The 25934-nt window shown below is 67.0% G+C and carries 22 protein-coding genes; 14 read left to right on the top strand and 8 right to left on the bottom strand.

All coding sequences use genetic code 11. From position 1 onward, the window contains the following. The first annotated feature begins 249 nt into the window (after positions 1–249). Positions 250–924: a thiopurine S-methyltransferase gene (locus tag J2X06_RS06150; protein ID WP_310059661.1), complete on the top strand. Its 675-nt coding sequence runs from the start codon at positions 250–252 to the stop codon at positions 922–924. On the opposite strand, the gene J2X06_RS06145 is transcribed toward J2X06_RS06150, so the two are convergent. From J2X06_RS06145 to J2X06_RS06135, 3 genes are all read right to left on the bottom strand, one after another. Then, complete coding sequence (locus J2X06_RS06145; protein WP_310059659.1) at positions 921–2042, bottom strand: threonine aldolase family protein; 1122 nt, start codon at positions 2040–2042, stop codon at positions 921–923. The two genes, J2X06_RS06150 and J2X06_RS06145, sit on opposite strands and share 4 nt — an antisense overlap. 108 nt (positions 2043–2150) lie before the next feature. Beyond that, positions 2151–3845, bottom strand: coding sequence for an asparagine synthase B (gene asnB, locus J2X06_RS06140; RefSeq protein ID WP_310059656.1), 1695 nt, complete (start codon positions 3843–3845; stop codon positions 2151–2153). Between the two features lie 116 nt (positions 3846–3961). Continuing rightward, on the bottom strand, positions 3962–4096 hold the full coding sequence (locus J2X06_RS06135; protein WP_310059653.1) for a hypothetical protein: 135 nt from the start codon (positions 4094–4096) through the stop codon (positions 3962–3964). A 111-nt stretch (positions 4097–4207) separates the two neighbouring features. On the opposite strand from J2X06_RS06135, the gene J2X06_RS06130 reads away from it, so the two are divergent. Beyond that, positions 4208–6550 (top strand): penicillin acylase family protein, encoded by a 2343-nt coding sequence (locus J2X06_RS06130; protein ID WP_310059651.1) that lies wholly within the window; start codon positions 4208–4210, stop codon positions 6548–6550. Between the two features lie 136 nt (positions 6551–6686). Here J2X06_RS06130 and dapE read toward each other — a convergent pair whose 3' ends face one another. The 5 genes from dapE to map all read right to left on the bottom strand — a co-directional run bounded on the left by dapE (position 6687) and on the right by map (position 12915). Next, complete coding sequence (gene dapE / locus J2X06_RS06125; RefSeq protein ID WP_310059648.1) at positions 6687–7838, bottom strand: succinyl-diaminopimelate desuccinylase; 1152 nt, start codon at positions 7836–7838, stop codon at positions 6687–6689. Then, a complete protein-coding gene (locus J2X06_RS06120; protein WP_310059645.1) occupies positions 7835–8197 on the bottom strand; it encodes a Spx/MgsR family RNA polymerase-binding regulatory protein in 363 nt (120 codons plus the stop codon). Before J2X06_RS06120 ends, dapE begins: the two co-directional genes overlap by 4 nt. A 108-nt stretch (positions 8198–8305) precedes the next feature. Further along, on the bottom strand, positions 8306–9211 hold the full coding sequence (gene dapD, locus J2X06_RS06115; protein WP_310059641.1) for a 2,3,4,5-tetrahydropyridine-2,6-dicarboxylate N-succinyltransferase: 906 nt from the start codon (positions 9209–9211) through the stop codon (positions 8306–8308). Further along, the gene (glnD, locus tag J2X06_RS06110; protein ID WP_430539506.1) at positions 9211–11886 is read right to left on the bottom strand and encodes a [protein-PII] uridylyltransferase; all 2676 of its coding nucleotides are present in this window, start codon (positions 11884–11886) and stop codon (positions 9211–9213) included. The genes dapD and glnD overlap by 1 nt, the downstream gene beginning before the upstream one ends. Before the next feature lie 252 nt (positions 11887–12138). Next, positions 12139–12915, bottom strand: coding sequence for a type I methionyl aminopeptidase (map, locus tag J2X06_RS06105; RefSeq protein ID WP_310059638.1), 777 nt, complete (start codon positions 12913–12915; stop codon positions 12139–12141). Between the two features lie 352 nt (positions 12916–13267). Between map and rpsB the strand changes: the two genes are divergently transcribed. From rpsB to fabZ, 12 genes are all read left to right on the top strand, one after another. Further along, complete coding sequence (gene rpsB / locus J2X06_RS06100) at positions 13268–14077, top strand: 30S ribosomal protein S2 (protein ID WP_310059636.1); 810 nt, start codon at positions 13268–13270, stop codon at positions 14075–14077. A gap of 147 nt (positions 14078–14224) precedes the next feature. Further along, positions 14225–15106, top strand: a complete 882-nt coding sequence (gene tsf / locus J2X06_RS06095) for a translation elongation factor Ts (RefSeq protein ID WP_310059634.1) — start codon at positions 14225–14227, stop codon at positions 15104–15106. Positions 15107–15262: 156 nt separating this feature from the next. Further along, on the top strand, positions 15263–15991 hold the full coding sequence (gene pyrH, locus J2X06_RS06090) for a UMP kinase (RefSeq protein ID WP_310059632.1): 729 nt from the start codon (positions 15263–15265) through the stop codon (positions 15989–15991). A gap of 168 nt (positions 15992–16159) precedes the next feature. Further along, positions 16160–17077: a cation diffusion facilitator family transporter gene (locus J2X06_RS06085; RefSeq protein WP_310059631.1), complete on the top strand. Its 918-nt coding sequence runs from the start codon at positions 16160–16162 to the stop codon at positions 17075–17077. An 84-nt stretch (positions 17078–17161) separates the two neighbouring features. Then, positions 17162–17719: a ribosome recycling factor gene (frr, locus tag J2X06_RS06080; protein WP_310059629.1), complete on the top strand. Its 558-nt coding sequence runs from the start codon at positions 17162–17164 to the stop codon at positions 17717–17719. Positions 17720–17738: 19 nt separating this feature from the next. Then, positions 17739–18518 carry a polyprenyl diphosphate synthase gene (gene uppS / locus J2X06_RS06075; RefSeq protein ID WP_310059627.1) on the top strand — a complete coding sequence of 260 codons (780 nt, stop codon included), beginning with the start codon at positions 17739–17741 and terminating at the stop codon, positions 18516–18518. Then, a complete protein-coding gene (locus tag J2X06_RS06070; protein ID WP_310059625.1) occupies positions 18515–19366 on the top strand; it encodes a phosphatidate cytidylyltransferase in 852 nt (283 codons plus the stop codon). Before uppS ends, J2X06_RS06070 begins: the two co-directional genes overlap by 4 nt. 42 nt (positions 19367–19408) lie before the next feature. Then, complete coding sequence (locus J2X06_RS06065; protein ID WP_310059624.1) at positions 19409–20581, top strand: 1-deoxy-D-xylulose-5-phosphate reductoisomerase; 1173 nt, start codon at positions 19409–19411, stop codon at positions 20579–20581. Next, positions 20578–21942: an RIP metalloprotease RseP gene (rseP, locus tag J2X06_RS06060; protein ID WP_310059622.1), complete on the top strand. Its 1365-nt coding sequence runs from the start codon at positions 20578–20580 to the stop codon at positions 21940–21942. The genes J2X06_RS06065 and rseP overlap by 4 nt, the downstream gene beginning before the upstream one ends. 95 nt (positions 21943–22037) lie before the next feature. Continuing rightward, positions 22038–24434 carry an outer membrane protein assembly factor BamA gene (gene bamA / locus J2X06_RS06055; RefSeq protein ID WP_310059620.1) on the top strand — a complete coding sequence of 799 codons (2397 nt, stop codon included), beginning with the start codon at positions 22038–22040 and terminating at the stop codon, positions 24432–24434. A gap of 27 nt (positions 24435–24461) precedes the next feature. Further along, a complete protein-coding gene (gene lpxD / locus J2X06_RS06050; protein ID WP_310059618.1) occupies positions 24462–25481 on the top strand; it encodes a UDP-3-O-(3-hydroxymyristoyl)glucosamine N-acyltransferase in 1020 nt (339 codons plus the stop codon). Next, on the top strand, positions 25478–25933 hold the full coding sequence (fabZ, locus tag J2X06_RS06045) for a 3-hydroxyacyl-ACP dehydratase FabZ (protein WP_310059616.1): 456 nt from the start codon (positions 25478–25480) through the stop codon (positions 25931–25933). Before lpxD ends, fabZ begins: the two co-directional genes overlap by 4 nt. Position 25934: the final 1 nt, after the last annotated feature.

Raw genomic sequence — 25934 nt, 5'->3', positions numbered from 1 at the left:
TCGCTGCCAAAGGCTGCGGGGGCGCGGCAAAAGGTGGAAGGCCTCGATGTCCAGTAACTCCTTCTCCCCGCGCGCTGCGGCGCGTTCGCCATCCTCGCTGCCAAAGGCTGCGGGGGCGCGGCAAAAGGTGGAAGGCCTCGATGTCCAGTAACTCCTTCTCCCCGGGTGCTGCGGCGCGTTCGCCATCCTCGCTGCCAAAGGCTGCGGGGGCGCGGCAGAAGGTGGAAGGCCTGGCGGTCGACTAACGTCATGGAACCCGCGTTCTGGCATCAGCGCTGGCACGACCAGCAGATCGGCTTCCATCAGGGCAAGCCAACGCCGCTGCTGCTCAAGCACTGGCCTTCGCTGGGCATTGCGCCCGGCAGTTGCGTGTTCGTGCCGTTGGCTGGGAAGACGCTCGACATGGACTGGTTCGCCGCGCAGGGCCTGCAGGTACTGGGCGTAGAGTTGTCGCGTGTGGCGGTCGAGCAGTTTTTCACCGAGCAGGGGCTGACGCCGCAGGTCGAGGAGTCCCGCTATGGCCGGCATTACCGCAGTGGCCCCATCGAGCTGATCTGCGGCGACGCGTTCGCTTTGGATGAGGCCGCCTTGTCGGGGTGCGACGCGGTGTTCGACCGCGCAGCCCTGATCGCATTACCGCCTGAACTGCGTCGGCGCTACGTGCGCGATCTCTATGCCCGCTTGCCATCGCGGTGCCGGGGCCTGCTGATCACGCTGGAGTACCCTGAACACGAGAAGGACGGCCCGCCGTTCTGCGTGCGCGAGGATGAAGTACGCAAGCTTTTCGGTCACGACTGGGAAGTCGCCACGCTGGAGCGGCGCGACATCCTGGACCAGCAGCCGATCTTCATTGCCGAAGGCGTCACCGCGCTGGAGACGGTGGTGTATCGGCTACAGCGCATGGGCGGGACGCCAACCGCCTAACCCTTGGCGGCGTCGATGAAGACCCGTGCAAGTGCCTCGGGTGTCGAGCGCAGGATCGTCGGGTTCACCTGCATGGCGAACACGCCGGCTTCGCGACCGGCGGATGGAAGCAGCACGCCGCGCCGAGCGGCGCGCTCGACCATGGCGCCAGGATCCACGCCCGCGACCTTCAGGAAAAAACGACTGGTTCCGTTCGGCACCATGCGCACTTCGAACCGCCGCTCCGGCTTGAGCAGGGCGATCAGGCGATCGGCTGCTCGCCATGACTGCGCATAGTCGTTCTCGTAACGGTCTGCGTATTGCAGCGCAACCGCCGCCACCGGCCATGCCTGCGGCAACGAACCGCCGAACATGCGGCGCGTGTGGAACAACCCCTCGATGAACGACGCGCTTCCGGCGAGGATGGCACCGGTCGTCGCGTTGAAGTGCTTCCACAGCGAGACGAATACCGTATCGAACAGGGCGGCGTAGTCCTTCACGCTCCTGCCCGAGTGGTACGGCAGGTTGAACAGGCGCGCACCGTCCAGGTGCAATCGGATACCCCGTTCGCGCGCGTAGCGACTGATACGTTCCAGTTCGCCGAATTCCACCATCTCATGGTCCCTGCGCCGAACCGGAGTCTCGATGGAGATCGCCCCGACGTTCATCGCCACCCGCCCTCCGCCCGAACGCACGGTCCAGCGCTCCACGTCCGTCAACTCGATCGTGCTGCGTCCTTCGGCCAACGGAATCAGGTTCAGGCCGCTCAGCACCTCGGCGCAGTCGCCACTGTCGTTGTAGAAGTGGCTTTCCGCCTGGACCAGTACACGGCGATCGTTGCCGGCAAGTTTCCTCAAGGCCAGATGATTGGCCAGCGTGCCCGTCGGCATGAAGATGGCGGCCTGTTTGCCGAGCGTCCGGGCGAACTTTTCCTCCAGCTCTGCGACGACCCCTCCATTGGAGTAATTGTCTTCAGACAGATCGCGCGTCGCTGTCGCCTCGCCCAGCACCGCGGCGTACTCGCGCGGCGTCAGCCCGAGCCCGTCATGGACGAAGTTGACCTCGTTAAAGAGTCCCGCCTTCGCGTCTTCCCTGGCCACCGATCCGCCCGCGTGCGACCACACGGGCGTTGCCGCCATCAATCCACTCGCAGCCAGGAACCGGCGACGATCCATAAGCACATCCCTTGCAGTCGTTGGTTCGGTAAAGGTACTTGCGGCCGCACTTGCTGGCGAGCCGCCCGTTCCTCACCCCAACGCCGCCTGATGCACCCCCGCCACTGCGCGCCCCGACGGATCGGCTGCGTTCGCGAACGCCGCATCCCATGCGATCGCCGCCGGCGACGAGCACGCGATCGACTTTCCGCCCGGCACCGTCTCCGCGCAGGCCGCGCTGGGGAAAAACTGCTCGAAGATGTGGCGGTACAGGTAGGCCTCCTTGGTCTGCGGCGGGTTGACCGGGAAGCGGCTGGCAGCCGCGGCGAACACGCGGTCGCTGATCTGCGCCTGCGCATGGGCCTTGAGGCCGTCGATCCAGCCGTAGCCGACGCCGTCGCTGAACTGCTCCTTCTGCCGCCACAGGATCGAATCGGGCAGATAGCCTTCGAACGCCTCGCGCAGGATCGCCTTCTCGATGCGATGCGTTCCGTTCGGTTGCCGGCCGGCCATCTTGCTCCGGGCGTCCATGCGCATGGCCACGTCCAGGAATTCGACGTCAAGAAACGGTACGCGCGGCTCCACGCCCCAGGCCATCATCGATTTGTTGGCGCGCAGGCAGTCGTAGTTGTAGAGCGCGTCGAGCTTGCGCACGGTTTCGTCGTGGAACTCGCGTGCGTTGGGCGCCTTGTGGAAGTACAGGTAGCCGCCGAACACTTCGTCGCTGCCCTCGCCCGACAGCACCATCTTCACGCCCATCGCCTTGATCCGGCGCGCCAGCAGGAACATCGGCGTGGAAGCGCGGATGGTGGTGACGTCGTAGGTCTCGATATGGCGGATCACCTCCGGCAGCACGTCGAGTCCTTCCTCGAACGTGTAGGTGAATCCGTGGTGGACCGTGCCCAGCGCCTCGGCCGCGACCTCGGCGGCCGCCAGGTCCGGCGATCCCTGCAAGCCGATCGCGAAGGAATGCAGGCGCGGCCACCAGGCTTCGGACTGGTCGTCCTCCTCGATGCGGCGACGGGCGTAACGCGCGGCCACGGCGGCGACCAGCGACGAATCCAGGCCGCCCGATAACAGCACGCCGTAGGGCACGTCGCTCATCAGCTGGCGATGGACGGCGCGCTCGAAGGCTTCGCGCAGTTCCTGCTTACCGACCTCCACGCCCTGCGTGGTGTCGTAGTCGCGCCAGGGCTTGACGTAATAGCGCACCAGCTCTCCGGTGACGCTGTCGTAGTAGTGGCCCGGCGGAAACTGCGCGACGTCGGCGCAGGTATCGGACAGCGCCTTCATCTCCGATGCGACGCACAGGCGTCCGTCGCGATCGTGGCCCCAGTAGATCGGGCACACGCCCATCGGATCGCGCGCGATCACGAAGCGCTGGCGCGCGCGGTCCCACAGCGCGAAGGCGAAGATGCCGTTGAGAGCATTCAGCCAGCCAGCGATGTCGTCCCGTTCCCGGTACAGCGCGTTGATCACCTCGCAGTCCGAAGCGGTCTGGAACTCATAGGGCCGGGCCAGCTGCTTCTTCAGCTCGCGGTGGTTGTAGATCTCACCGTTGACCGCCAGCGCCAGCTCGCCGTCGGCCGAACGCAGCGGCTGCGAGCCGCCGGCCGGGTCGACGATGGCCAGCCGCTCGTGGACGAGGATGGCCCCCTCGTCCAGATGCACGCCGCTCCAGTCGGGGCCGCGATGACGCTGGCGTTGGGACAGTTCCAGGGCGCGCCGGCGCAAGGCCTGCACGTCGTCGCCGGGTTGCAGGCCGAAGATGCCGAGGATCGAGCACATGGGAGGACTCCTTGAAGGTGATAACGACGTGGGAGGGGATTGGGGGACGCCAGAAACGAAAAAGCCCGCACTTCGCAGTGCGGGCTTCCTGGAACGATTAGGCAGTATTGCGCGCGCTAATCGCCGGCCCGCGGGAGGCTGGCGTTATTGCGATTGTTGTTGGTCGCGCCGATCACTAGCGGGCCGGCCACGGACATGCGGCCGCGAAGGGCGGCACGGGTCGCATTGGCGAAGGCGGGAACGAAAGGCATGGTCCGATCCTGCTTGAGGACGGCGCCGGTTGCAAGTGGCCCGCCAGCCCCCGCCGTGGCCACGATGCCCTTTACGACATCGGCTAAGCTCGCGGGTCGGGGAGGACCATCATGTCGAAATGGATCAAACGTAGCCTGTTGGCTCTGTTGCTGGTATTGCTGGCCTTGTTCGTGACGGTGTGGTGGTTGCTGCGCGGCAGCCTGCCGCCGCTGCAGGGGGAATTGGCGCTTCCCGGCCTGTCGGCGCCGGTCACCATCAACCGCGACGCCCTCGGGGTCATCACAATCGATGCCGCCAACGAGAACGACGCAATGCGCGCGCTCGGCTACGTGCATGCGCAGGAACGCTATTTCGAGATGGACCTGCTTCGCCGCACCGCGGCGGGCGAGCTGGCTGAACTGTTCGGGCCGATCGCCATCGACACCGACAAGGAGCACCGCGTGCATCGCATGCGCGCCCGCGTGACGCTCAACCTCGACAGCATTCTCGGCGACAAGCGCCCGATAGCGCAGGCCTACGTCGATGGCGTCAATGCCGGACTGCGCAGCCTCAGGACCCGTCCATGGCCCTATCTGCTGTTGCGCAAGCAGCCCGCGCCGTGGCGCCTGGAAGACTCTGCGCTGACCGGTTACGCGATGTATTTCGACCTGCAGGATGCCGACAACACCCGCGAACTGGCGTTATGGAAGCTCCGTCCTCACCTGCCGCCAACGTTATATGCGCTGCTGGCCCGCGACGGCACCAGTTGGGATGCCCCGCTGATCGGCACACCGCGTGGCGATGCGACGCTGCCGGATGCGTTGGCGGTGGACCTGCGCAAGCTGCCTATGCCTGAAGACAGCAAACGACCGGAGATCCCTCAACCGTCGGACGTGGGCAGCAACAACTTCGCCGTATCGGGCGAGTTGACCGGCGACGGTCGCGCGATCATCGCCGACGACATGCACCTGGGCCTGCGTGCGCCCAACATCTGGTTCCGTGCGCGACTGCGTTATCCCGATGCCCGCGCCGTGAACGGCCGCGTCGATGCCACCGGCTTCACCCTGCCTGGCCTGCCATCGCTGGTGGTGGGCAGCAACGGCCAGGTCGCCTGGGGTTTCACCAACAGCTATGGCGACTGGCTCGACTGGCAGCAGGAACCGGCCTGCGCGGCGCCGTGCGCGGGTCGTCGTCGTTTCGAGGAACACATCCGCGTTGCGGGTCAGGACGACACGATCCTGCCGGTGGAAGAGACGCAATGGGGCCCGATCCTGCATCGCAACGAAGACGGCAGCGGCCTGGCCCTGCGCTGGGTGGCGCACCTGCCGGGTTCGCTGACGCTGGGATTGAGCGATTTCCTGCATGCGCATTCGCTCGACGACGCACTGAAGATGGCTGACAGTACGGCGATCCCGGGCCAGAACCTGGTGATCGGCGACCGCAGCGGCCGCATCACCTGGCGCCTGCTCGGACCGGCGCCACTGCGCTCGGCTTCCTGCGACGCCGCCACCGTCATGGCGGCCGGTTCGTGCGCTTCGTGGCCGATCACGACCGCTACCGGCATCGCCCTGCCCGCCGGCTCATTGCAGCGCCTGTGGACCGCCAATGCGCGCGTCGTCGACGGCGACCTGCTGGCTCGGCTCGGCGATGGCGGCTATGCGAACGGAGCCCGCGCACGGCAGATCCGCGACGACCTGTTCGCGAAGAAGACGCTGACCGAACACGACCTGATGGCGATCCAGCTCGACGATCGCGCGGTGTTCCTGACGCGCTGGTGGCGCCTGTTGCGCGAACAGGGCACGAAGGAAACCACTCCCGCATTGCACGATCTGGCCGAAGCGGCCGCCACGTGGCAGGGACGCGCCAGCACCGATTCGAGTAGCTACCGCATCGTGCGTGCATGGCGGCTGGCGGTGCACGACCGCTTGCTGGATGGCTTGACCGCGCCGGCACGCGTGGAGATGGGCGAGGACTTCGAGATGCCCGGCGTCGGCCAGTTCGAAGGCGTCGCCTGGCCGTTGGTGACGCAACGCCCGATGCATCTGCTGCCGCGCCGGTTCGCCAGTTGGGATGCGCTGTTCGAGGACGCCGCACGAGAAGTGCGCGACGACCTGAAGAAGCAGGGACCGTTGCCGGACCGCAATTGGGGCGAGCGCAACACCGCCAAGATCTGCCACCCGCTGGCGATGGCGTTGCCCGGCTTCGCCAAGCCCGCGCTGTGCATGCCGGCCGATCCGTTGCCCGGAGACAGCGGCATGCCCCGCGTGCAGGGCCCGAAGTTCGGCGCCTCCGAGCGCATGGTGGTGTCGCCCGGACACGAAGCCGACGGCATTGCCCACATGCCAGGCGGCCAGAGCGGCCATCCGCTGTCTCCGTACTGGGGCGCGGGACACGAGGATTGGGTGCGGGGTCGGCCGACGCCGTTCCTGCCGGGCGCAGCGCAGCACACGTTGAAGCTGTTGCCGGCTCGGTGAGGGGATGATCACGAGCTGGACCCGAAGGGCGCCGCACAAGGATGTGCGCGTTTTTCGACCGAGCCATGGATGGCGAGTCGGAAAATCCCCAAAGCCATTCCGGTCGTGGGGCGGCTTGCCGAGAAGGCTGTATCAGTTACCGCAGCATCAATCGCTCGATAAGCGCCTGATAAAGATCCGGCAGCGATTGCAGGTCGGCAATCGAAACGTGCTCATCCACCTTGTGGATGCTGGCATTGACCGGCCCGATCTCGATGCACTGCGCGCCGAGCGGCGCGATGAAGCGTGCATCGGAAGTGCCGCCGCCGGTGCTTTCTTCCGGAGGCGCGCCCGCAAAAGCGCCCAGCACCTCACGCGCGGCCGCACGCAACGGTCCTTCCGGCGTGTAGAAAGGCTCGCCGCCGCGATGCCAGTGGACCGCGTAATCCAGCCCGTGGCGGCGCAATACGTCCTCGCACTGCTGCTCAAGCTGCGCCGCGTTCCAGGTCGGGTTGTAGCGCAGATTGAACAGCACCTGCAGCTCGCCGGGGATGACGTTGTTGGCACCGGTGCCGGCGTGGATGTTGCTGACCTGCAGGCTGGTGGGCGGGAATGTTTCGTAGCCCTCGTCCCAGCGCCGCGCGGACAGTTCCGCCAGCGCCGGCATCGCCTGGTGGATCGGATTGCGCGCCTTCTCCGGATAGGCGACATGACCCTGGATGCCGCGCACGGTCAATGTCGCCGACAGCGTGCCGCGGCGACCGACGCGCAACAGGTCGCCCAATCGCGCCATCGACGAGGGTTCGCCGGTGATGCACCAGTCGATGCGCTCGCCGCGCAGACGAAAAGCGTCGGCCACCTTGCGCACGCCATCGATGGCATCGCCCTCCTCGTCCGAGGTCAGCAGCAGGGCCACGCGACCCGGATGATCCGGATGAGCAGCGACGAATCGCTCCAGCGCGATGACAAACGCCGCGACGCTGCCTTTCATGTCCGCCGCGCCACGGCCGTACAGCAGCCCGTCGCGGATCTCCGGCTCGAATGGATCGCTGCTCCAGGACTCGCGTGGCCCGGGCGGCACGACATCGGTATGGCCCAACAGCACCAGCGTCGAGCCGCCATCGCCATGCGCAGCCCACAGGTTGTCGACGTCGCCGAAGCGCATGCGCTCGCAGGCAAATCCTGTGCGCGCCAGGCGCAGCGCGATCAACTCCTGGCAACCGGCATCGTCCGGCGTCACCGACCTGCGCGCGATCAGCTTGCGGGTCAGTTCGAGCACATCACTTGTCGCGATCATCGCGTCGCTCATGCGCCGACTCCGAAACGTTTCTTGAATCCGTTGTCGCTGAAGCCCTGGCTGACCTGGCCGTCATCGGTGACCACGACCGGCCGACGGATCAGTTGCGGGTATTCCTTCAGCAACAGCTTCCACTCGGGATCCGAAGCCGGTTCCTTGCGATTCGGCGGGAGCGTGCGCCAGGTCGTCGAGGATTTGTTGATCATCGCGTCCCAGCCGCCGAGCTGGTCCTTCCAGCCCACCAGCGTTTCCGGCGACTGGCGCTGGTCGCGGTAGTCGACGAAGGCGTGGGCGACGCCGAAGCGGTCGAGCCACTTGCGGGCTTTCTTGCAGGTATCGCAGTTGGAGAGGCCGTAAAGCGTCGTCGTCATTTGTTCGCAGATGCGCGTTCTGTTGTGGAAGCCGTCATTCCCGCGAAGGCGGGAATCCAGGCCGACGTACAGCAGTTCTTGCCGGGGAAGTGCGCGGCGCGGGACGCGTTACTCCGCCAACCCGCGCAGCAGGTCGTTGATGCTGGTCTTCGAACGCGTCTTGGCATCCACCTGCTTGACGATGACCGCGCAGTACAGCGAATGCGAGCCGTCCGCGGCCGGCAACTGTCCGGACACCACGACGCTGTACGGAGGCACGGAGCCGTAGCTGACCTCGCCGGTCATGCGGTTGTAGATGCGTGTGCTCTGCCCGAGGAACACGCCCATGCCGATCACGCTGTGATGGCCGACCACGAAACCCTCCACAACTTCCGAGCGCGCGCCGATGAAGCAATGGTCCTCGACGATCGTCGGCGAGGCCTGCAGCGGTTCCAGCACGCCGCCGATGCCCGCGCCACCGGACAGGTGGCAGTGCTTGCCGACCTGCGCGCACGAGCCCACCGTGGCCCAGGTGTCGACCATCGTGCCCTCGCCCACGTGCGCGCCGATGTTGACGAAGCTCGGCATCAGCACCACGTCCTTGCCGATGTGGGCGCCGCGACGGGCGACCGCGCCGGGCACGACGCGCGCGCCCAGCTTGCGGAAGTCGGCTTCGCCATAACCCTCGAAGCGCGAAGGCACCTTGTCCCAATACGGCGCCGGGAACCCCTCGACGACCTGCATGTCGTTAACGCGGAAGTACAGCAGCACTGCCTTCTTCAGCCACTCGTTGACGGTCCAGCCGCCCTGGCCGTCCGGCTCGGCCACGCGGAAGTCGCCCTTCTCCAGCCCGTCGATCACCCGCTCCACGGTCGGACGCGTCGAGCCTTCGATCTCGTCCAGCGTCAGCATCGCGCGGCGCTCGAACGCGCTGTCGATCATGAACTTCAGCTCGTCGATGCCCGGTCCCTGCGGAGCGCTCTTGGGCGCCGCCTTCTTGCGTGCGGTCTTGGCGGCGGACTTCTTCTGCGTCATCAATGGTCTCCTTCGAGGCAGGCCAGCAGCGCGTCGCGCAGGGCCTGTTGTTGCGTGGCGTCGAGCGCGCTGTCGCGCCCGTCGGAATCGGTGGCGGTGATCTGGAACACGTCCTCGGCGCGCTCGCCGAAGGTGGCGATGCGGGCGTCGTGCACCCGCAGCGACTGGTCGCGGATGGCCCGCGTGACATCGGCCAGCAGGCCCGGGCGGTCGTTGCAGACCAGGCTCAGCATGGTGCGGACGCGATGGGTGCCTTCGCCGATCGTGTTGCAGCCGACCTGCGGCGCGATGCGGAAATGCCGCAGATGCCGCGGCTGCGCCCGGCGCACCGGCCGCACCTGGTCGAGCGGACCGGCCAGCACCGCCGTGAGTCGGCCTTCGACGTCCTCCACGGTGGGAGGATTGCGTGGATCGATCGGGATCACCTCGAAGCTGTCGAAGATCGCGCCGTGCGGTCCGTCGAGCACGCGCGCCTGCTGGATCGCCAGGCCGAGCCGGTCGAGTGTGGCGACGATCGCTGCGAACAGGCCGTCGCGATCGGGGGTATGCACGAACACCTCCAGCGCACCGGCATGGCGCCCGACCGAGCGCGCGCGCACACGCGTTTCGCCGATGGCGACGCCACGCAGCGATCCCGCCTGCCAGGCGATCTGGTCGGGGCGTCCGCGCTGGAAGCCGACCTCGGGCATGCGCGCATACAAGGCCGCGATCTCGCCATCGGCGACACCGAACGAGGCGAGCATCGCGCGCGCGGCCTCTCGCGTCTCGGCGGAACGCTCGTCGGCGGCCACCGGATTTTCCAGGCCGCGGCGCAGCGCCAGTCGCGTCGCGGTGTAGAGGTCGGCCAGCAACCGGTCCTTCCAGGCGTTCCACAGCTTGGGCGAGGTGCCGGAGATGTCAGCACAGGTCAGCAGGTACAGATGATCCAGATGCTCGCGATCGGCCACCTTGCCTGCGAAACGATGGATCACGTCGGGATCGACGATGTCCTGCTTCTGCGCCGTCATCGACATCAGCAGGTGCTGGCGCACCAGCCATTCCACCAGCGAGGTATCCGCCTGCGACAGCCCGATGGTGCTGCAGAAGATGCGCGCATCCTCGCCGCCCAACTCGGAATGGTCGCCGCCGCGCCCCTTGGCGATGTCGTGAAACAGGCCGGCCAGCAGCAACAGCTCCGGCTTGCGCAGGCGCGGCCAGACTTCGTGGGCGATGCTGAAGCGTTCGTCGACGATGCCGGAGGCGAATCGCGCGAGGTTCCCCAGCACCGCCAGCGTGTGCTGATCGACGGTGTACACATGGAACAGGTCGAACTGCATGCGGCCGGACACGCGCGCGAACGCCGGAATCCAGCGCCCCAGCACGCCCAGGCGCGCCATGCGCTCCAGCGCGTGCACCGGATGGGGCCCGCGCAGCAGCGACAGGAAGCGATCGCGCAACGCCGGCTCTGCCTGCTGGAACGCCGGCACGCGCGACAGCGACTCGGCCAGCGCGCGTGCCGTCTGCGAATGCAAGCCGCGGATCTCGTCGTGCGCGGCCCACACCGCGAACAACGAGAAAATGTCGGACGCATCGCGCGGCCACCGGGGGCTGCGCGCAGCCAGGTAATCGCGCCGCAGCTCGAACGCGCCATCCGCGTCGGGCAGCGGCACCGGCACGGGTTCGCCGTCGATCTGCTCCTCGAACCGCTGCAGCAGGCGCTCGCCGATGCGCAGCACCAGTGCCGCGCTTCGGTAGAAACCCTGCATCATCTGCTCGACGGCGAGGTTGTCGGCGTTGTCGCTGTGACCCAGGCGATCGGCCAGCGACTTCTGGTAATCGAAACGCAACCGCTCCTCGCGCTTGCCCGCCACCAGGTGCAGGCCGAAACGCAGACGCGACAGCGCGCGGCGCTCGCGTTCGAGCGTGGCCAGCTCATCGGCGCCGAACTGGCCGATCGCCACCAGCGATTCGAGATCGCCGGTGCCGACGATGCGAAGCGCCATCCAACGCAGCGTCTGCACGTCGCGCAGGCCGCCGGGGCCCTCCTTCAGGTTTGGCTCCAGGTTATCGGCGGTGTCGCCGTAACGCGCATGGCGAAGGCGCAGCTCCTCGCGCTTGGCGGCGAAGAATTCGCGTGCCGGCCACACCACGCTTGGCGCGATCGCGGCCTGTAGCGCATGGATATGCTCGATGTCGGCCATCAGCGGCCGCGCTTCCAGCATCGCGGTCAACACGGTGATGTCGGCGGCCGCCTCGGTGCATTGCGCGATCGAACGCACCGCATGCCCTACTGGCAGGCCCGCGTCCCACAGCAGCGTGATGAAACAGGACAATGCATCAGCGTGGCGCTGCTGGGCATCGGCGTCGGCCAGCACCAGCAGGTCGATGTCCGATTGCGGAAACAGTTCGCCGCGGCCGTAGCCGCCTACCGCGAACAGCGCCAGCGGCGCATCGGCGTCGATGCAGTCGGCCCACGCCAGGCGTACCTGCGCATCCATCGCCGCGCTGCGCGCGCGCAGCAGGCGATCGATATCGGCATTGGCTTCGGCATCGAACCGCAGCGCCAGCGAAGCGTCCACCTCGGCCAGCGCGTTGCGGATCGCCAGCGCCCGGTCCGAGCCGTCCGGCGCCGGGCGCGACGGGTCACGCGCCGCCATCCCGGTCTCGGCGGCATCGGGGTTAGGGCCTGTCGACATATGCAAAGCAGGCCGCGCCGGACCGGAGGGCGCGTGAGGCAAGGACAGAGCGAGGGAGTGTATGTCGATACACGACCGAGCGATGACGCGGCATCACGCGCCCTCCGGCCCGGCCCTCCGGGTCGGGCCTCAAGGGCTGCCATGCGGTGCCGCACGACTTGACCTTGCAATCAGCAAGGCGCTGCGTCGCGCAACACCACCTGGCAGCCCTTGAGACCCAACGCGACCTGCTTTGCATATGTCAACAGGCCCTCATAGATCGTTATCGTCGCCTGGCAGGCGGGTCAGTATCTCGACACCGTTATCGGTCACCACCACGGTGTGCTCCCACTGTGCCGAGAGCTTGCGGTCCTTGGTGACCACGGTCCAGCCATCCGGGAGCAGCTTGGTATGGCGTGCGCCCTCGTTGATCATCGGCTCGATGGTGAAGGTCATGCCGGGCTTCAGCACCAGGCCCTCGCCGGCGCGGCCGTAGTGCAGCACCTGCGGGTCTTCGTGGTAGATCTGGCCGATGCCGTGGCCGCAGTACTCGCGCACTACGCTGAAACGCTCGGCCTCGGCGTACTGCTGGATCGCCGCGCCGATATCGCCCAGCGTCGCGCCCGGCTTGACGATGCGGATGCCGCGGAACATCGCCTCGCGGGTGACGTCGACCAGGCGCTTGGCCATCACCGATGGCGTGCCGACCACGTACATGCGGCTGGTATCGCCGTGCCAGCCGTCCTTGATGACGGTGACGTCGATATTGATGATGTCGCCATCCTTGAGGACCTTGGCCTCGCTCGGGATGCCGTGGCAGATGACGTTGTTGACCGAGGTGCAAACGGTCTTGGGGAATCCCTTGTAGCCGACATTGGCGGGGATCGCCTGCTGGACGTTGACGATATGATCGTGGCAGATGCGGTCCAGTTCCTCGGTGGTCACGCCCGCCTTCACGTGCGGGGCGACGACCTGGAGCACCTCGGCGGCCAGGCGGCCGGCGACGCGCATCTTCTCGATCTCTTCGGGGGTCTTGATGGTGATGGCCATGGGCCATTATCGCCTATCCGCGGGCCGTTCAGGGTCCACGAACCGGGAATGTTGTCCCTAACAGCCTGTTGCGGCTACAATTCCGGGGCTCTGCGGCGGGACCCGTGCATTAACGAGTCTGCCGCGCCGCCCACGCCGGGCGAAAGCACGAGGCCCTAAGGCTCCCGTGCAGGCGAATACACACCCACTGCCACCCTCCGTGCCGGGGTGCCTGATTAGCCGTCCGGCTATGAAGGTTCGGCCACGGAAGCAGTGGGGAGGCCCAACCCCGGAACCATCGTCCCCGGCCCTGTCGTGGACAGCCGCCATCACCTAAACCGGCGGCCGGTTCCACTGCCTTGGAGTTAAAGCAATGCCCCAGATCACCATGCGCCAGATGCTGGAAGCCGGCGTCCATTTCGGTCACCAGACCCGTTACTGGAACCCGAAGATGGGCCCGTACATCTTCGGCGCCCGCGGCAAGATCCACATCATCAACCTCGAGAAGACCGTTCCGCTGTTCAACGACGCGATGAACTTCATCTCGGGCGTCGCGCAGAAGCGCGGCATGATCCTGTTCCTCGGCACCAAGCGCTCGGCGCGCGATTCCATGAAGGAAGAAGCCGAGCGTTGCGGCATGCCGTACATGAACCAGCGTTGGCTGGGCGGCACGCTGACCAACTTCCGCACGGTCAAGCAGTCGGTGCAGCGCCTGAAGGATCTGGAAGCCGCCGAGACCGACGGCACGTTCCAGAAGATGGTCAAGCACGAAGTGCTGGGCCTGCGTCGCGAGCGCGACAAGCTGGAAGCCTCGCTGGGCGGCATCAAGGACATGAACCGTCTGCCTGACGCGCTGTTCGTGATCGATATCGGCCACGAAGACATCGCGATCAAGGAAGCCAAGAAGCTTGGCATCCCGGTCATCGCCGTCGTCGACACCAACTACGATCCGGCCCTGGTCGACTACGCCATCCCGGGCAACGACGACGCCATCCGCGCCGTGCAGCTGTACGCCCGCGCCGCCGCCGACGCCGTGCTCGAAGGCAAGGCCGCCGCTCCGTCGGCCGCCAGCGTGCGCGAGGAAGACTTCGCCGAGGCCGAGGGCGAGGAAGCCGGTGCCGAGCGCAAGGCCCCGCGTGGACGCGCCCCGGCCAAGAAGGCGGCCAAGAAGGACGCTGAGTAAGACCCGCGTCATGCAGCCGCGCCATGCTGCGCGGCCGCACCGATTTTGCTCGTCGCTCCCGCTCCGGCGGGAGTCCAGCGGCGCCACGGCGCCATGGATCCCCGCTCGTGCGGGGATGACGTTTTCACACATTACGAGGTAAACCCCATGGCTGAAATCACCGCATCCCTCGTCAAGGAACTGCGCGAGCGCACCGGCGCCGGCATGATGGAGTGCAAGAAGGCGCTCACCGAGACCAACGGCAACATCGACGCGGCAGCCGAAGCGCTGCGCAAGTCGGGTCTGGCCAAGGCCGACAAGAAGGCCGACCGCGTGGCCGCCGAAGGCCGCGTCGCGGTGGCCCAGGACGGCGGCAAGGCCGTGCTGGTCGAGATCAACTCCGAGACCGACTTCGTCGCCAAGGACGAGAACTTCCTGGCCTTCGCCAACGCCGTCGCCCAGGCCGCCCTGGCCTCCGGCGCCGCCGACATCGAAGCCCTGAAGGCCGCCAAGCTGGCCTCCGGCGAGACCGTCGAGGAAGCCCGTGCCGCCGCGATCTCCAAGCTCGGCGAAAACATCCAGATCCGCCGCATGGCCCGCGTCAGCAGCAACGACAACGTCGCTGCCTACGTGCACGGCGGCAAGATCGGCGTGCTGGTCGAGGTCAAGGGCGGCGACGCCGAACTGGCCCGCGGCCTGGCGATGCACATCGCCGCGATGAACCCTCCGCACAACAAGGCCGCCGACGTGCCGGCCGAGTTCGTCGCCAAGGAAAAGGAAATCGAACTGGCCAAGATGTCCGAGAAGGACAAGTCCAAGCCGGCCGAGATCCTCGAGAAGATCATCAGCGGCAAGATCGCCAAGATCATCAACGAGGTCACCCTGTACGGCCAGCCGTACGTGCTCAACAGCGACCTGAGCGTCGAAGCCACGGTCAAGGCCGCCGGCGCCGACGTGGTCGGCTTCCAGCGCCTGGTGGTCGGCGAAGGCATCGAGAAGGTGGTCGAGGACTACGCCGCCGAAGTCATGAAGCAGGCCGGCCTGGCGTAAGCCGCCGCTTCACGCAGCACCGGAAAGGCCGCGAGCGATCGCGGCCTTTCCTTTTTGTGGGGCCCAAGGGTTCCCGGTGGGGCCGCCACGTCGCCACGCCGGCCCCACAGCCCTATCCCGTACAATCCCGCCGCCCGCCACTCCTCCGAGGTCGCCATGTCCCAGCTCGCCTATCGCCGTGTCCTGCTCAAACTGTCCGGCGAGGCGCTGATGGGAGACGAGGATTACGGCATCGACCCGAAGATGATCAGCCGCCTGGCGCGCGAGGTCATCGAAGCCCAGCAGGCGGGCGCCGAAATCGCACTGGTCATCGGCGGCGGCAACATCTTCCGCGGCGCCGGCCTGGCCGCCGGCGGCATGGACCGCGTCACCGGCGACCAGATGGGCATGCTCGCCACGGTGATCAACGCGTTGGCGATGCAGGACGCGCTGGAGAAGCTCGGCGCCAAGTGCCGCGTCATGAGCGCCATCAAGATCAACGACGTGTGCGAGGACTACATTCGCCGGCGCGCCGTGCGTCATCTCGAGAAGGGCCGCCTCACCATCTTTGCCGCAGGCACCGGCAACCCGTTCTTCACCACCGACTCGGGCGCGGCGCTGCGCGCGATCGAGATCGGCGCCGACCTGCTGCTCAAGGCCACCAAGGTCGATGGCGTGTACGACAAGGATCCGAAGAAGCACAAGGACGCCGTGCGCTTCGAGAAGCTGAGCTACGACGAGGTCATCATGCGCGACCTGCAGGTCATGGATACCGCCGCCTTCGCCCTGTGCCGCGACAGCGACCTGCCGCTGCGCATCTTCGACATGGGCCATCCGGGCCAGTTGCTGAAGATCCTGCACGGCGAGGACATCGGTACGCTCGTGCACGGTCGCAACAACGCCTGACGCGAAGCCCAGCCCCTAAGTCAGGGGCGATTCGCACCGCAGGTGCGAATGGGGTACGGAAGCGCACAGCGGGACCCGAAATTCGCGCAGCAAACTTTGGGGGTTCCCGGGCGCAGCCCGGTAACGCCGTAATAGTGTTCATGGGCCCGGCATGCCACGATTCGCCGCATGGGCCATTCACATCACGACCACAGCCTCAACACGACCCGGGCCTTCGCCACGGTCACGTTGATCAATCTCGCCTACACGATACTGGAGGCGGGCTACGGCTTCGCCACCAACTCGCTGGCGCTGTTGTCCGATGCGCTGCACAACCTGGGCGACGTGCTCGGCCTGGGATTGGCCTGGGGCGCGGCCGTGCTGGCCAAGCGCACGCCCACGGCGCGACATACCTACGGCTGGCGCCGCGCCACCCTGCTCTCTCCGCTGGCCAACGCGTTGTTGCTGGTGGCGTTCTCCGGCGCACTCGCCTGGGAGGCGGTGCGCCGCTTCAGCGCCCCGCCGGAAATCCCCGCCCTGCCGGTGATGCTCGTGGCCGCCGTCGGCATCGCCGTCAACCTGGGCGCCGCATGGCTGGTGCGCCACGGGCACGACCACGACCTCAACCGCCGTGGCGCCTTCCTGCACCTGCTGGCCGATGCAGCGGTGTCGCTGGCGGCCGTCGTCGCCGGCGCGGGCATGTGGTGGCTGGGATGGACGTGGCTGGACCCGGTGACGGCCTTGCTGATCGGCGTGGTGGTCGCATTGGGCGCGTTCGGCCTGCTGCGCGAAAGCTTCAATGCCGCGATGGATGCCGTGCCCGCCAGCATCGAGCAGACGCAGGTGCAGGAGTTCCTGGCATCCCGGCCAGGCGTGGTGGCGGTCCACCACCTGCACATCTGGTCGCTGGGCGCGGGCGAGATCGCCATGACGGCCCATCTGGTGCGGCCCGACGACCGCGACCACGACGCCTTCATCGACGAGCTGAACCACGAACTCGACCATCGCTTCGGCATCAACCATCCGACCTTGCAGGTCGAGCGTGGCCGCGGCTGCGAGCACGACCGCCACGAGCGAGCCCCGCACGGCCACGCGCACGGACATTGACAGCCGCCTCGAAGGTGCCGGTTCGCGGCCGCGGGCCCCGCTCTATATAATCCCGCGATTACCGTTACAGGACAGGAGCCGGCGATGCTCAACGAGATCAAGAAAGACGCCCAGACCCGAATGGCCAAGAGCGTCGATGCGTTTCGCCACGACCTGATCAAGATCCGCACCGGCCGCGCCACGACCGCGCTGGTCGATCATCTGAAGGTCAACTACTACGGTTCCGACATGCCGCTGTCGCAGGTCGCCACCGTGGCCGTGTCCGACGCGCGCTCGTTGACGATCACGCCGTGGGAGAAGCAGATGGTCGGCCCCGTGGAGAAGGCGATCCTCGCCTCTGACCTCGGCCTGACCCCCACCACCGCCGGCACCGTGATCCGCCTCAACCTGCCCGCCCTCACCGAGGAGCGCCGCAAGGAGCTGTCCAAGCTGGTGCACAGCGAGAGCGAGGACGCCAAGGTCGCGATCCGCAACATCCGTCGCGACGCCAACCACCAGGTCAAGGAACTGCTGAAGGAAAAGCAGATCACCGAGGACGACGCGAGCCGCACCGAAACCGAGATCCAGAAGATCACCGATTCGGCGATCAAGGATGTCGACGAAGTGGTCAAGGCCAAAGAGCAAGAACTTATGGCGGTTTGACGGGTCTACCCGTCCCGCCATGTCTTCCGAATCCGCCAATGCCGCGCCCGCGCGCGTCCCGCACCATCTGGCCGTCATCATGGACGGCAACGGGCGCTGGGCCCAACGCCGTCGCCGGCCGCGCATCATCGGCCATCGCGCCGGCGCACGCGCGGTCAACGTCTGCATCGACTTCTGCCTGGAGCGTGGCATCCAGGCGCTGACCCTGTTCGCGTTTTCCAGCGAGAACTGGGGCCGCCCCGAGGACGAAGTCGGCGGCTTGATGAAGCTGTTCCTGGGAGCGCTGGAACGCGAAGTCGACGAACTCGATCGCCGTGGCGTGCGCGTGCGCTTCATCGGCGATCGCAGCCGTTTCAGCGATGCGATCCGTCGGCAGATGGAAGGTGCCGAGTCGCGCACGCAGGCCAACAGCCGCCTGCACCTGACCATCGCCGCCAGCTACGGCGGCCGCTGGGACATCGCCCAGGCCGCGCGCTCGCTGGCGCAGGACGTCGCGGCCGGCCGGCTGGCACCGGAGGACGTGGACGAGGCCGCCCTGGCCGCACGCACCTGTCTGGCCGACCTGCCGCCGCCGGATCTGTTCATCCGCACCGGCGGTGAGACCCGCATCAGCAATTTCCTGCTCTGGCAACTGGCGTACACCGAACTGTGGTTCACCGATCTGTTGTGGCCCGAGCTGGATGTGGCGACACTGCAGCGCGCCCTGGACGACTATGCCGGCCGCGAACGCCGCTTCGGCCTGACCGGCTCCCAAGTGGCCCCGACGGCTGCCACGACCCAAACCGAGACCCCTGAATGACCCGAACCCGCCTGCTCGCTGCACTGGTGATGGCGCCCCTGGCGATTGCGGCGATCCTGCTGCTGCCGACGCCGTGGCTGGTGGCGCTGGCAGCCGTGTTGTTCATGATCGGGCTGTGGGAGTGGTTCGACCTGGCCGAGATCGAGGACACGCTGTCGCGCACCGTGCTGCTGGCGGCCAACCTGGCGCTGGTGGTCGCGCTGGTGTGGGCATCGCGCTCCAGCGTCGGTTACACATTGGTGCTGTTCCAGTTGGTGTCGGTGATCGGCGTGGTCTGGTGGCTGGTGGCGTTGCTGTGGCTGGGTCGCTACGACTTCGCCAGCGACCACGACACGCATGCCCGCGTCTTCAAGCTCGCCGCGGGCGCGTTGAGCATGATCCCGGCGTGGTGTGCGCTGGCCTGGATACACGCCAGCCAGCCCAATGGTCATCGCTGGCTGCTGACCTCGCTCGCGATCGTCTGGGCGGCCGATTCGGGCGCCTATTTCGCCGGCCGCAAGTTGGGCGGCCGCTTCTTCGCGGGCCGCAAGCTGGCGCCGCGCGTCAGCCCTAACAAGACCATCGAAGGACTGCTTGGCGGTGTCGTGGCCGGCATCGTGGTCGGCGTGCTGTTTGCCCTGTTCGCGGGTGCGAACCCTTCGCAACTGCCGGCCGTGGCGCTGGTCGCCCTGTTCGCGGTGTTGTTCTCGGTGATCGGCGACCTGTTCGAGAGCCTGCTCAAGCGCCATGCCGGCGTGAAGGATTCGGGCAACCTGATCCCGGGGCACGGCGGTATCCTCGACCGCATCGACGGCGTCCTGGCGGCCTTGCCGGTATTCGCCCTCGGCAAGGCCGTGCTGGGCTTCTGATCGAGATGAATGATCGTGCTGGATGATCGGGCCGGGCCTGTAATGATGCGTCGCGTAGCCGTACTGGGTGCCACCGGATCCATCGGCGCTTCCGCGCTGGACGTGATCGCGCGCCATCCGCAATCGCTGCGGGCCACCGTGCTCGCCGCCGGCCGCAATGTGGACGCATTGCTGGCGCTGTGCCGCACGCATCGTCCCGAGCACGCGGTAATCGCCGACGACATCGGCTTCCCCGCGCTGCGCGACGGCTTGCGCGACGCCGGTCTGTCGACCCAGGCACACGCCGGCGACGACGCGCTCGAAGCGCTGGTGGCTGGCGACGCCTGCGACACCGTGGTCGCCGCGATAGTGGGAGCGGCGGGGTTGCCGTCCACGCTGGCAGCCGCGCGCGCAGGCAAGCGCATCCTGCTGGCCAACAAGGAATCGCTGGTGCTCGCCGGCGAACTGCTGATGCAGGCCGCGCACGAGGCGGGCGCCACCATCGTGCCGGTCGACAGCGAGCACAACGCGATCTTCCAGTGCCTGCCCGACGCGCACGCGCACGCCGGCCTCAAACGCATTCTTCTGACTGCTTCGGGCGGGCCATTCCGCGGTCGCCGCCGCGAGGAACTGACCGGGGTCACTCCCGAGCAGGCCATCGCCCATCCCAAGTGGTCGATGGGCCCGAAAATCTCGGTCGACTCGGCCACGCTGATGAACAAGGGCCTGGAGGTCATCGAGGCGCACCACCTGTTCGGCGTGGACGGCGACCGCATCCAGGTGCTCGTGCACCCGCAGAGCCTGGTGCATTCGCTGGTCGAATTCATCGACGGCTCCACGCTCGCCCAGTTGGGCCTGCCGGACATGCGTACGGCGCTGGCGGTGGGCTTCGGCTGGCCCGAGCGCATGGCCTCGGGCGTCGGCGGCCTGGACCTGCTGGCCCATGGCCGCCTCGATTTCGAGCCACCGGACCTGGCCGCTTTCCCCTGCCTGCGCCTGGCCTTCGAGGCCCTGGCCGCCGGCGGCACGGCCCCGGCCGTGCTCAACGCGGCCAACGAGGTCGCCGTTTCAGCGTTTCTTCAGCGCCGGATCGGTTTCCTAGCGATACCGGCGCTGGTCGAGGACACCCTCACCGCGCTTCCTCCCACCCCGGCCTCATCGCTGGCGGCACTGCGCGATGCCGATGCGCAGGCGCGGCGGCACGCCGAACAGGCCACCACCAGGGCAAGCGCATGAGCGAATTCTTCGGCTCGGTCTGGTGGCTGATCGTCAGTCTTGGCGTGCTCGTCACCTTCCACGAGTTCGGCCACTACTGGGTCGCGCGCCGCTGCGGCGTCAAGGTGCTGCGCTTCTCGATTGGTTTCGGCAAGGCCTTGTGGACGCGTCGCGGTCGCGACGGTGTCGAATACGTGATCGCCGCGATTCCGCTGGGCGGCTACGTCAAGATGTTGGACGAGCGCGAAGGCGAGGTGCCTCCGGCCGACATCCCGCGCGCCTTCAACCGGCAATCGGTATGGAAGCGCATCGCGATCGTCGCCGCCGGCCCGATCGCCAACCTGATGCTGTGCGTGGGGTTGTTCTGGGCGATGTTCGTCATTGGACGCCCCGACTTTGCCCCGGTCGTCGGCCAGGCCACCGGCCTCGCCGCCTCGGCCGGATTGAGCCACGGCGATACGGTGCTGGCCGTGGACGACCGCGCCACGCCGACCTGGAGCGAGGCGCAGCTGGCGCTGATTCCCGCCGCACTCGATCATCGCGACATTGCGCTAAAGATCCGACCATACGGGCGCACCGACGAAGTCGTGCGCACACTGCGCCTGTCGAAACTGCCCGAGCATTTCGACGAGCGCCGCGCCGTGGAAGTCACCGGCCTGACGCCGCGCCATGCGCTGATGCCGACGGTGGTCGGCCGTGTCGCACCGGACACGCCGGCCTGGGGCGTGCTGGCCGAAGGCGACCGCATCACCGCGATCGACGGTGAGCCCATCGAATCCTTTGACGACATCCGTCCGGCGGTCCAGAAGCTGGGCCAGCGTGGCGGCTCGGCGATGGTGGAGGTGCAGCGCAACGGCGATCGCCTCGCTTTCGAGCTCGCACCCGCGCGCATGCGCGCCGCGGACGGTTCCTACTACTGGGGGCTGGGATTGGCCTCCACGGCCCCGGCCGAACCGAGCAAGGACGCGGTGCTGCGCTACGGCCCGGTCGCGGCGATTCCGGCGGCGTTCCGCGAAACGGCGCACCAGGCCAGCGAACTGGTCGCGATGATCGGCCGGGCCTTCAGCGGCCGCGTCTCGGTGCAGAACACCGTCGCCGGCCCGATCACGATCGCGCGCGCGGCCAACGCCTACGCCCAGCACGGGGCGGCGTGGTACCTGTCGATGCTGGCCCTGCTGTCGCTCAGCCTGGGCATCCTGAACCTGCTGCCGATCCCAATCTTGGACGGCGGTCACCTGCTGTATTACCTTATCGAGCTGGTCAAGGGCAGCCCGGTCAGCGAACGCGTCATGGCCGCCGGGCAGTACATCGGTCTGGCGTTGATCGCGGGGCTGATGGGTCTGGCGTTCTACAACGACATCGTGAACAACCTGGTGCGCTGATGCCGGCCTTGCCCCGTGGACAGGAAGTCTCGACCCCAAGCCCTGCGCCGGCCAGTCCCGCGCCAGGCAAAAAAGAATCCCAACCGGACGTGATGATGACGCGACACCCTGCCCGCCGCCTGCTTGCCCTTGCCCTCGCCTCGGCCCTCGTCTCGGCCCCGGCGTTCCCCGTCTGGGCCCAGTCGGCGGTCACCCAGGGATCGGTGGAGCCTTTCACCGTCACCGATATCCGACTGGATGGCCTGCAGCGCATCTCCGCCGGTACGGTATTCACCTACCTGCCGATCGAGCGTGGCGACACGGTCGACCAGGCACGCACCGGTGAGGCGATCCGCGCGCTCTACAAGACCGGCTTCTTCGAGGATGTCCGCATCGACCGCCAGGGCGGCATCCTGATCGTCACGCTGACCGAGCGCCCGGCGATCAACAAGCTCACCGTCACCGGCAACAAGGACCTCAAGACCGAGGACCTGATGAAGGGCCTGAAGGACATCGGCCTGGCCGAGGGCGAGACGTTCGACCGCCTCAGCCTGGACCGCGTCACCCAGGAATTGACCCGCCAGTACCAGAACCGCGGCAAGTACAACGTCGAACTGACGCCCACCGTGTCGCGGCTGGATCGCAACCGCGTCGACGTCACCATCGCCATCAAGGAAGGCAAGGCGGCCAAGATCCGCCACATCAACCTGATCGGCAACGAGAAGTTCGAGGACAAGCCCATCGTCGAAAGCTGGGAGTCGGCCGAGCACAACTGGCTCAGCTGGTACCGCCGCGACGACCAGTACTCGCGCGAGAAGCTGTCCGGCGACCTGGAAAAACTCAACTCCTGGTACCTCGACCGCGGCTACGTCGATTTCAGCATCGACTCCACCCAGGTTTCGATGAGCCCCGACCGCCAGGACATGTTCATCACCGCCGGCATCAGCGAGGGCGACCAGTACAAGGTGTCCAGCGTGCAGGTCACCGGCGACACGATCCTGCCGAAGGAACAGATCGAGAAGCTGGTGGTGGTCAAGCCCGACCAGATCTTCTCGCGCCGCCTGCTGGAGTTCAGCTCCGAGGCGATCACCGCGCGGCTGGCCAACATCGGCTACGCCTTCGCGCAGGTCAATCCGATCCCGGACGTCGACAAGGAAAGCAAGACCGTCGGTATCAACATGCAGGTCGTACCCGGCCCGCGCGTCAACGTGCGCCGCGTCGTATTCAAGGGCAACAACCGCACCAGCGACGAAGTGTTGCGTCGCGAAATGCGCCAGTTCGAAGGCTCGTGGTACTCGCAGGCGGCGATCGACCGCTCCAAGATCCGCCTGCAGGGCCTGGGCTACTTCGAGACCGTCGATGTCGAGACGCAGCCGGTCTCCGGAAGCAGCGACGAAGTCGACGTGGTCTACAACGTCAAGGAAACCACTTCGGGCAGCTTCGTGTTCGGCCTGGGCTTCTCGCAGTTGTCCGGTCTGACCGCGCAGGTCCAGTTGTCGCAGACCAACTTCCTCGGCAGCGGCAACCGCATCTCGGTGCAGGCGCAGCGCAGTGACTACCTGCAGCGGTACGACTTCTCGTTCGTCAACCCGTACTTCACCGACACCGGCGTGTCGCTGGGCTACAACCTGTGGTGGCGCGAGTTCGACAACTCCGACTACAACACCGCCCAGTACACCAGCACCAGCGGTGCCGGGCAGATGGTGCTGGGCATACCGATCACCGAGACCGACTCCGTGTCGGCGATGCTCGGCATCGACAGCAACGAGATCTTCACCTTCCGCGGCTCGACGCCGGAGAGCATCGTCGATTACATCGACGCCCTCGGCCAGCGCACCTTCCATGCCTGGCGCATGGAACTGGGCTGGGCGCGCCAGGCACTGGACAATTTCCTGACCCCCACGCGCGGCAGCGTCCAGCGCATCTCGGCGGAAGTCGCGCTGCCGGGCTCGACGGTCGAGTACTACAAGCTCAACTACAACTATTCCAAGTTCTGGCCCCTGTCGCGCCACTTCGTGCTCAACACGCGCACCGAGCTCGGTTACGGCGACAGCTACGGCGATGCCACCACGCGCGTGCTGACCGATCCGGACGGCACCACGCGCGTGGTTACCGCCGACGGCCTGCCGTTCTTCGAGAACTTCTACGCCGGTGGCGTGCGCTCGGTGCGCGGCTTCACCGACAACACCCTGGGCCCGCGCGACGTGCCGTTCCCGGGCAGCACGTTCTCGCAGCCCATCGGTGGCTCGCTGAAGACGATCGGTTCGCTGGAAATGTACTTCCCCACCCTGCTCGACACCCCGGCGGCACGTGTCTCGACGTTCTTCGACGTCGGTAACGTCTACGACGGAATCGACAACTGGGATGCGGGCGAGTTGCGCTCCTCGGCCGGCGTGGCGCTGATGTGGCGTTCGCCGATGGGTCCGATCTCGATCAGCTATGCCTTCCCGCTGCGCAAGGAAGACGAGGACGAGATCGAACGCCTGCAGTTCACCTTCGGCGGCTCGTTCTAAGTCCCGCCGGCACGCAAAGGCATTCCCGTGTCACAGGTTTCGTTCGACGCCGCCGAACTCGCCGGGCGCTTCGCGCTCGGCCTGCGCGGCGACGGCTCGGCGCGGGTCCGCGGCGTCGGCACGCTGGCGCGCGCGCAGGCGGGCCAGCTGGCGTTCCTGGCCAATCCCAAATATCGCAGCCAGCTGGCCGACAGCCACGCCAGCGTGGTGGTCATGCGCGAAGAGGATGCCGACGGATTTTCCGGCACGGCACTGATCGCCAAGGACCCGTACGTGGCTTTCGCCAAGCTGGCCGCACTGTTCGAGCCGCGGCCGCTGCGCACACCCGGGATCCATCCCTCGTCGGTGATCGACGACAGCGCACAGGTCGATGCCAGCGCGTATATCGGCCCGCACGCCAGCATCGGCGCGCGCAGCCGCATCGAGGCCGGCGCCGTGATCGGCGCCGGTTGCGTGATCGGCGAGGATTGCGTCGTCGGCTCCGCCAGCGAGCTGGTCGCACGCGTCACCCTGGTCGCGCGCGTCCGCCTGGGCCAGCGCGTGGTCGTGCATCCGGGCGCGGTGATCGGCGCCGCCGGCTTCGGCCTGGCGATGGAAGCAGGTCATTGGCTCAACGTGCCGCAGCTCGGCGGCGTGGTGATCGGCAATGACTGCGAGATCGGCGCCAATACCTGCATCGATCGCGGCGCGATCGACGACACCGTGCTCGAGGAGGACGTCCGCCTCGACAACCAGATCCAGATCGGCCACAACGTCCACATCGGCGCCCACACCGCGATGGCGGGCTGCTCGGCCGTTGCCGGCAGCGCGCGGATCGGCCGTTACTGCCTGATAGGCGGCGGCGCCGGCGTACTCGGGCACCTGGAGGTCTGCGACAAGGTCGTGGTGACCGCCATGAGCCTGGTCACCAGTTCGATCCGTGAACCCGGCGAGTATTCGTCGGGCACGCCGTTGATGGACAATCGCAGCTGGCGCAAGAACGCCGCCCGTTTCAAGCAGCTTGATGCGCTTACCAGGCGCGTCAATGCTGCCGACAAGGAATCATGATGAACTCTCTGCAACTCCCTCTGGACGTCACTGCGATCCAGGCGATGCTGCCGCATCGTTATCCGTTCCTGCTGGTCGACCGCGTGGTCGAGTTCGAGGCGCACAAGCGCGTGCTCGCCTACAAGAACGTCAGCATCAACGAACCGTATTTCAATGGCCATTTCCCGGGGCATCCGGTGATGCCGGGCGTGCTGGTGATCGAAGCACTGGCGCAGGCCGGCGGCATCCTGACCCAGCTCTCCCACCAGTCCGGCACCGAGGGCAAGCTGTTCTACCTGGTCAAGATCGACGGCGCCAAGTTCTCGCGAATGGTGGTTCCGGGTGACCGGCTCGAACTCGAGGTCACGCTCAAGCGCGTGATCCGCAACATGGCGATGTACACCTGCATCGCCCGCGTCGACGGCGAACAGGCCGCCTGCGCCGAGATCCTGTGCGCCGAGGTCCAAGCCTGAT

Source organism: Lysobacter niastensis, assembly GCF_031457115.1.
GTDB lineage: Bacteria > Pseudomonadota > Gammaproteobacteria > Xanthomonadales > Xanthomonadaceae > Lysobacter_J > Lysobacter_J niastensis_A.
The sequence above is the reverse complement of the archived record's forward strand: the minus strand, read 5'-3'. Positions and strand labels throughout refer to the sequence as shown.

Excerpts from the sequence above, each read along its gene's own strand:
- J2X06_RS06150 (WP_310059661.1), top strand. The coding sequence starts at position 250 with ATGGAACCCGCGTTCTGGCATCAGCGCTGGCACGACCAGCAGATCGGC.
- J2X06_RS06145 (WP_310059659.1), bottom strand. The coding sequence starts at position 2,042 with ATGGCGGCAACGCCCGTGTGGTCGCACGCGGGCGGATCGGTGGCCAGG.
- asnB (WP_310059656.1), bottom strand. The coding sequence starts at position 3,845 with ATGTGCTCGATCCTCGGCATCTTCGGCCTGCAACCCGGCGACGACGTG.
- J2X06_RS06135 (WP_310059653.1), bottom strand. The coding sequence starts at position 4,096 with ATGCCTTTCGTTCCCGCCTTCGCCAATGCGACCCGTGCCGCCCTTCGC.
- J2X06_RS06130 (WP_310059651.1), top strand. The coding sequence starts at position 4,208 with ATGTCGAAATGGATCAAACGTAGCCTGTTGGCTCTGTTGCTGGTATTG.
- dapE (WP_310059648.1), bottom strand. The coding sequence starts at position 7,838 with ATGAGCGACGCGATGATCGCGACAAGTGATGTGCTCGAACTGACCCGC.
- J2X06_RS06120 (WP_310059645.1), bottom strand. The coding sequence starts at position 8,197 with ATGACGACGACGCTTTACGGCCTCTCCAACTGCGATACCTGCAAGAAA.
- dapD (WP_310059641.1), bottom strand. The coding sequence starts at position 9,211 with ATGACGCAGAAGAAGTCCGCCGCCAAGACCGCACGCAAGAAGGCGGCG.
- glnD (WP_430539506.1), bottom strand. The coding sequence starts at position 11,886 with ATGTCGACAGGCCCTAACCCCGATGCCGCCGAGACCGGGATGGCGGCG.
- map (WP_310059638.1), bottom strand. The coding sequence starts at position 12,915 with ATGGCCATCACCATCAAGACCCCCGAAGAGATCGAGAAGATGCGCGTC.
- rpsB (WP_310059636.1), top strand. The coding sequence starts at position 13,268 with ATGCCCCAGATCACCATGCGCCAGATGCTGGAAGCCGGCGTCCATTTC.
- tsf (WP_310059634.1), top strand. The coding sequence starts at position 14,225 with ATGGCTGAAATCACCGCATCCCTCGTCAAGGAACTGCGCGAGCGCACC.
- pyrH (WP_310059632.1), top strand. The coding sequence starts at position 15,263 with ATGTCCCAGCTCGCCTATCGCCGTGTCCTGCTCAAACTGTCCGGCGAG.
- J2X06_RS06085 (WP_310059631.1), top strand. The coding sequence starts at position 16,160 with ATGGGCCATTCACATCACGACCACAGCCTCAACACGACCCGGGCCTTC.
- frr (WP_310059629.1), top strand. The coding sequence starts at position 17,162 with ATGCTCAACGAGATCAAGAAAGACGCCCAGACCCGAATGGCCAAGAGC.
- uppS (WP_310059627.1), top strand. The coding sequence starts at position 17,739 with ATGTCTTCCGAATCCGCCAATGCCGCGCCCGCGCGCGTCCCGCACCAT.
- J2X06_RS06070 (WP_310059625.1), top strand. The coding sequence starts at position 18,515 with ATGACCCGAACCCGCCTGCTCGCTGCACTGGTGATGGCGCCCCTGGCG.
- J2X06_RS06065 (WP_310059624.1), top strand. The coding sequence starts at position 19,409 with ATGATGCGTCGCGTAGCCGTACTGGGTGCCACCGGATCCATCGGCGCT.
- rseP (WP_310059622.1), top strand. The coding sequence starts at position 20,578 with ATGAGCGAATTCTTCGGCTCGGTCTGGTGGCTGATCGTCAGTCTTGGC.
- bamA (WP_310059620.1), top strand. The coding sequence starts at position 22,038 with ATGACGCGACACCCTGCCCGCCGCCTGCTTGCCCTTGCCCTCGCCTCG.
- fabZ (WP_310059616.1), top strand. The coding sequence starts at position 25,478 with ATGATGAACTCTCTGCAACTCCCTCTGGACGTCACTGCGATCCAGGCG.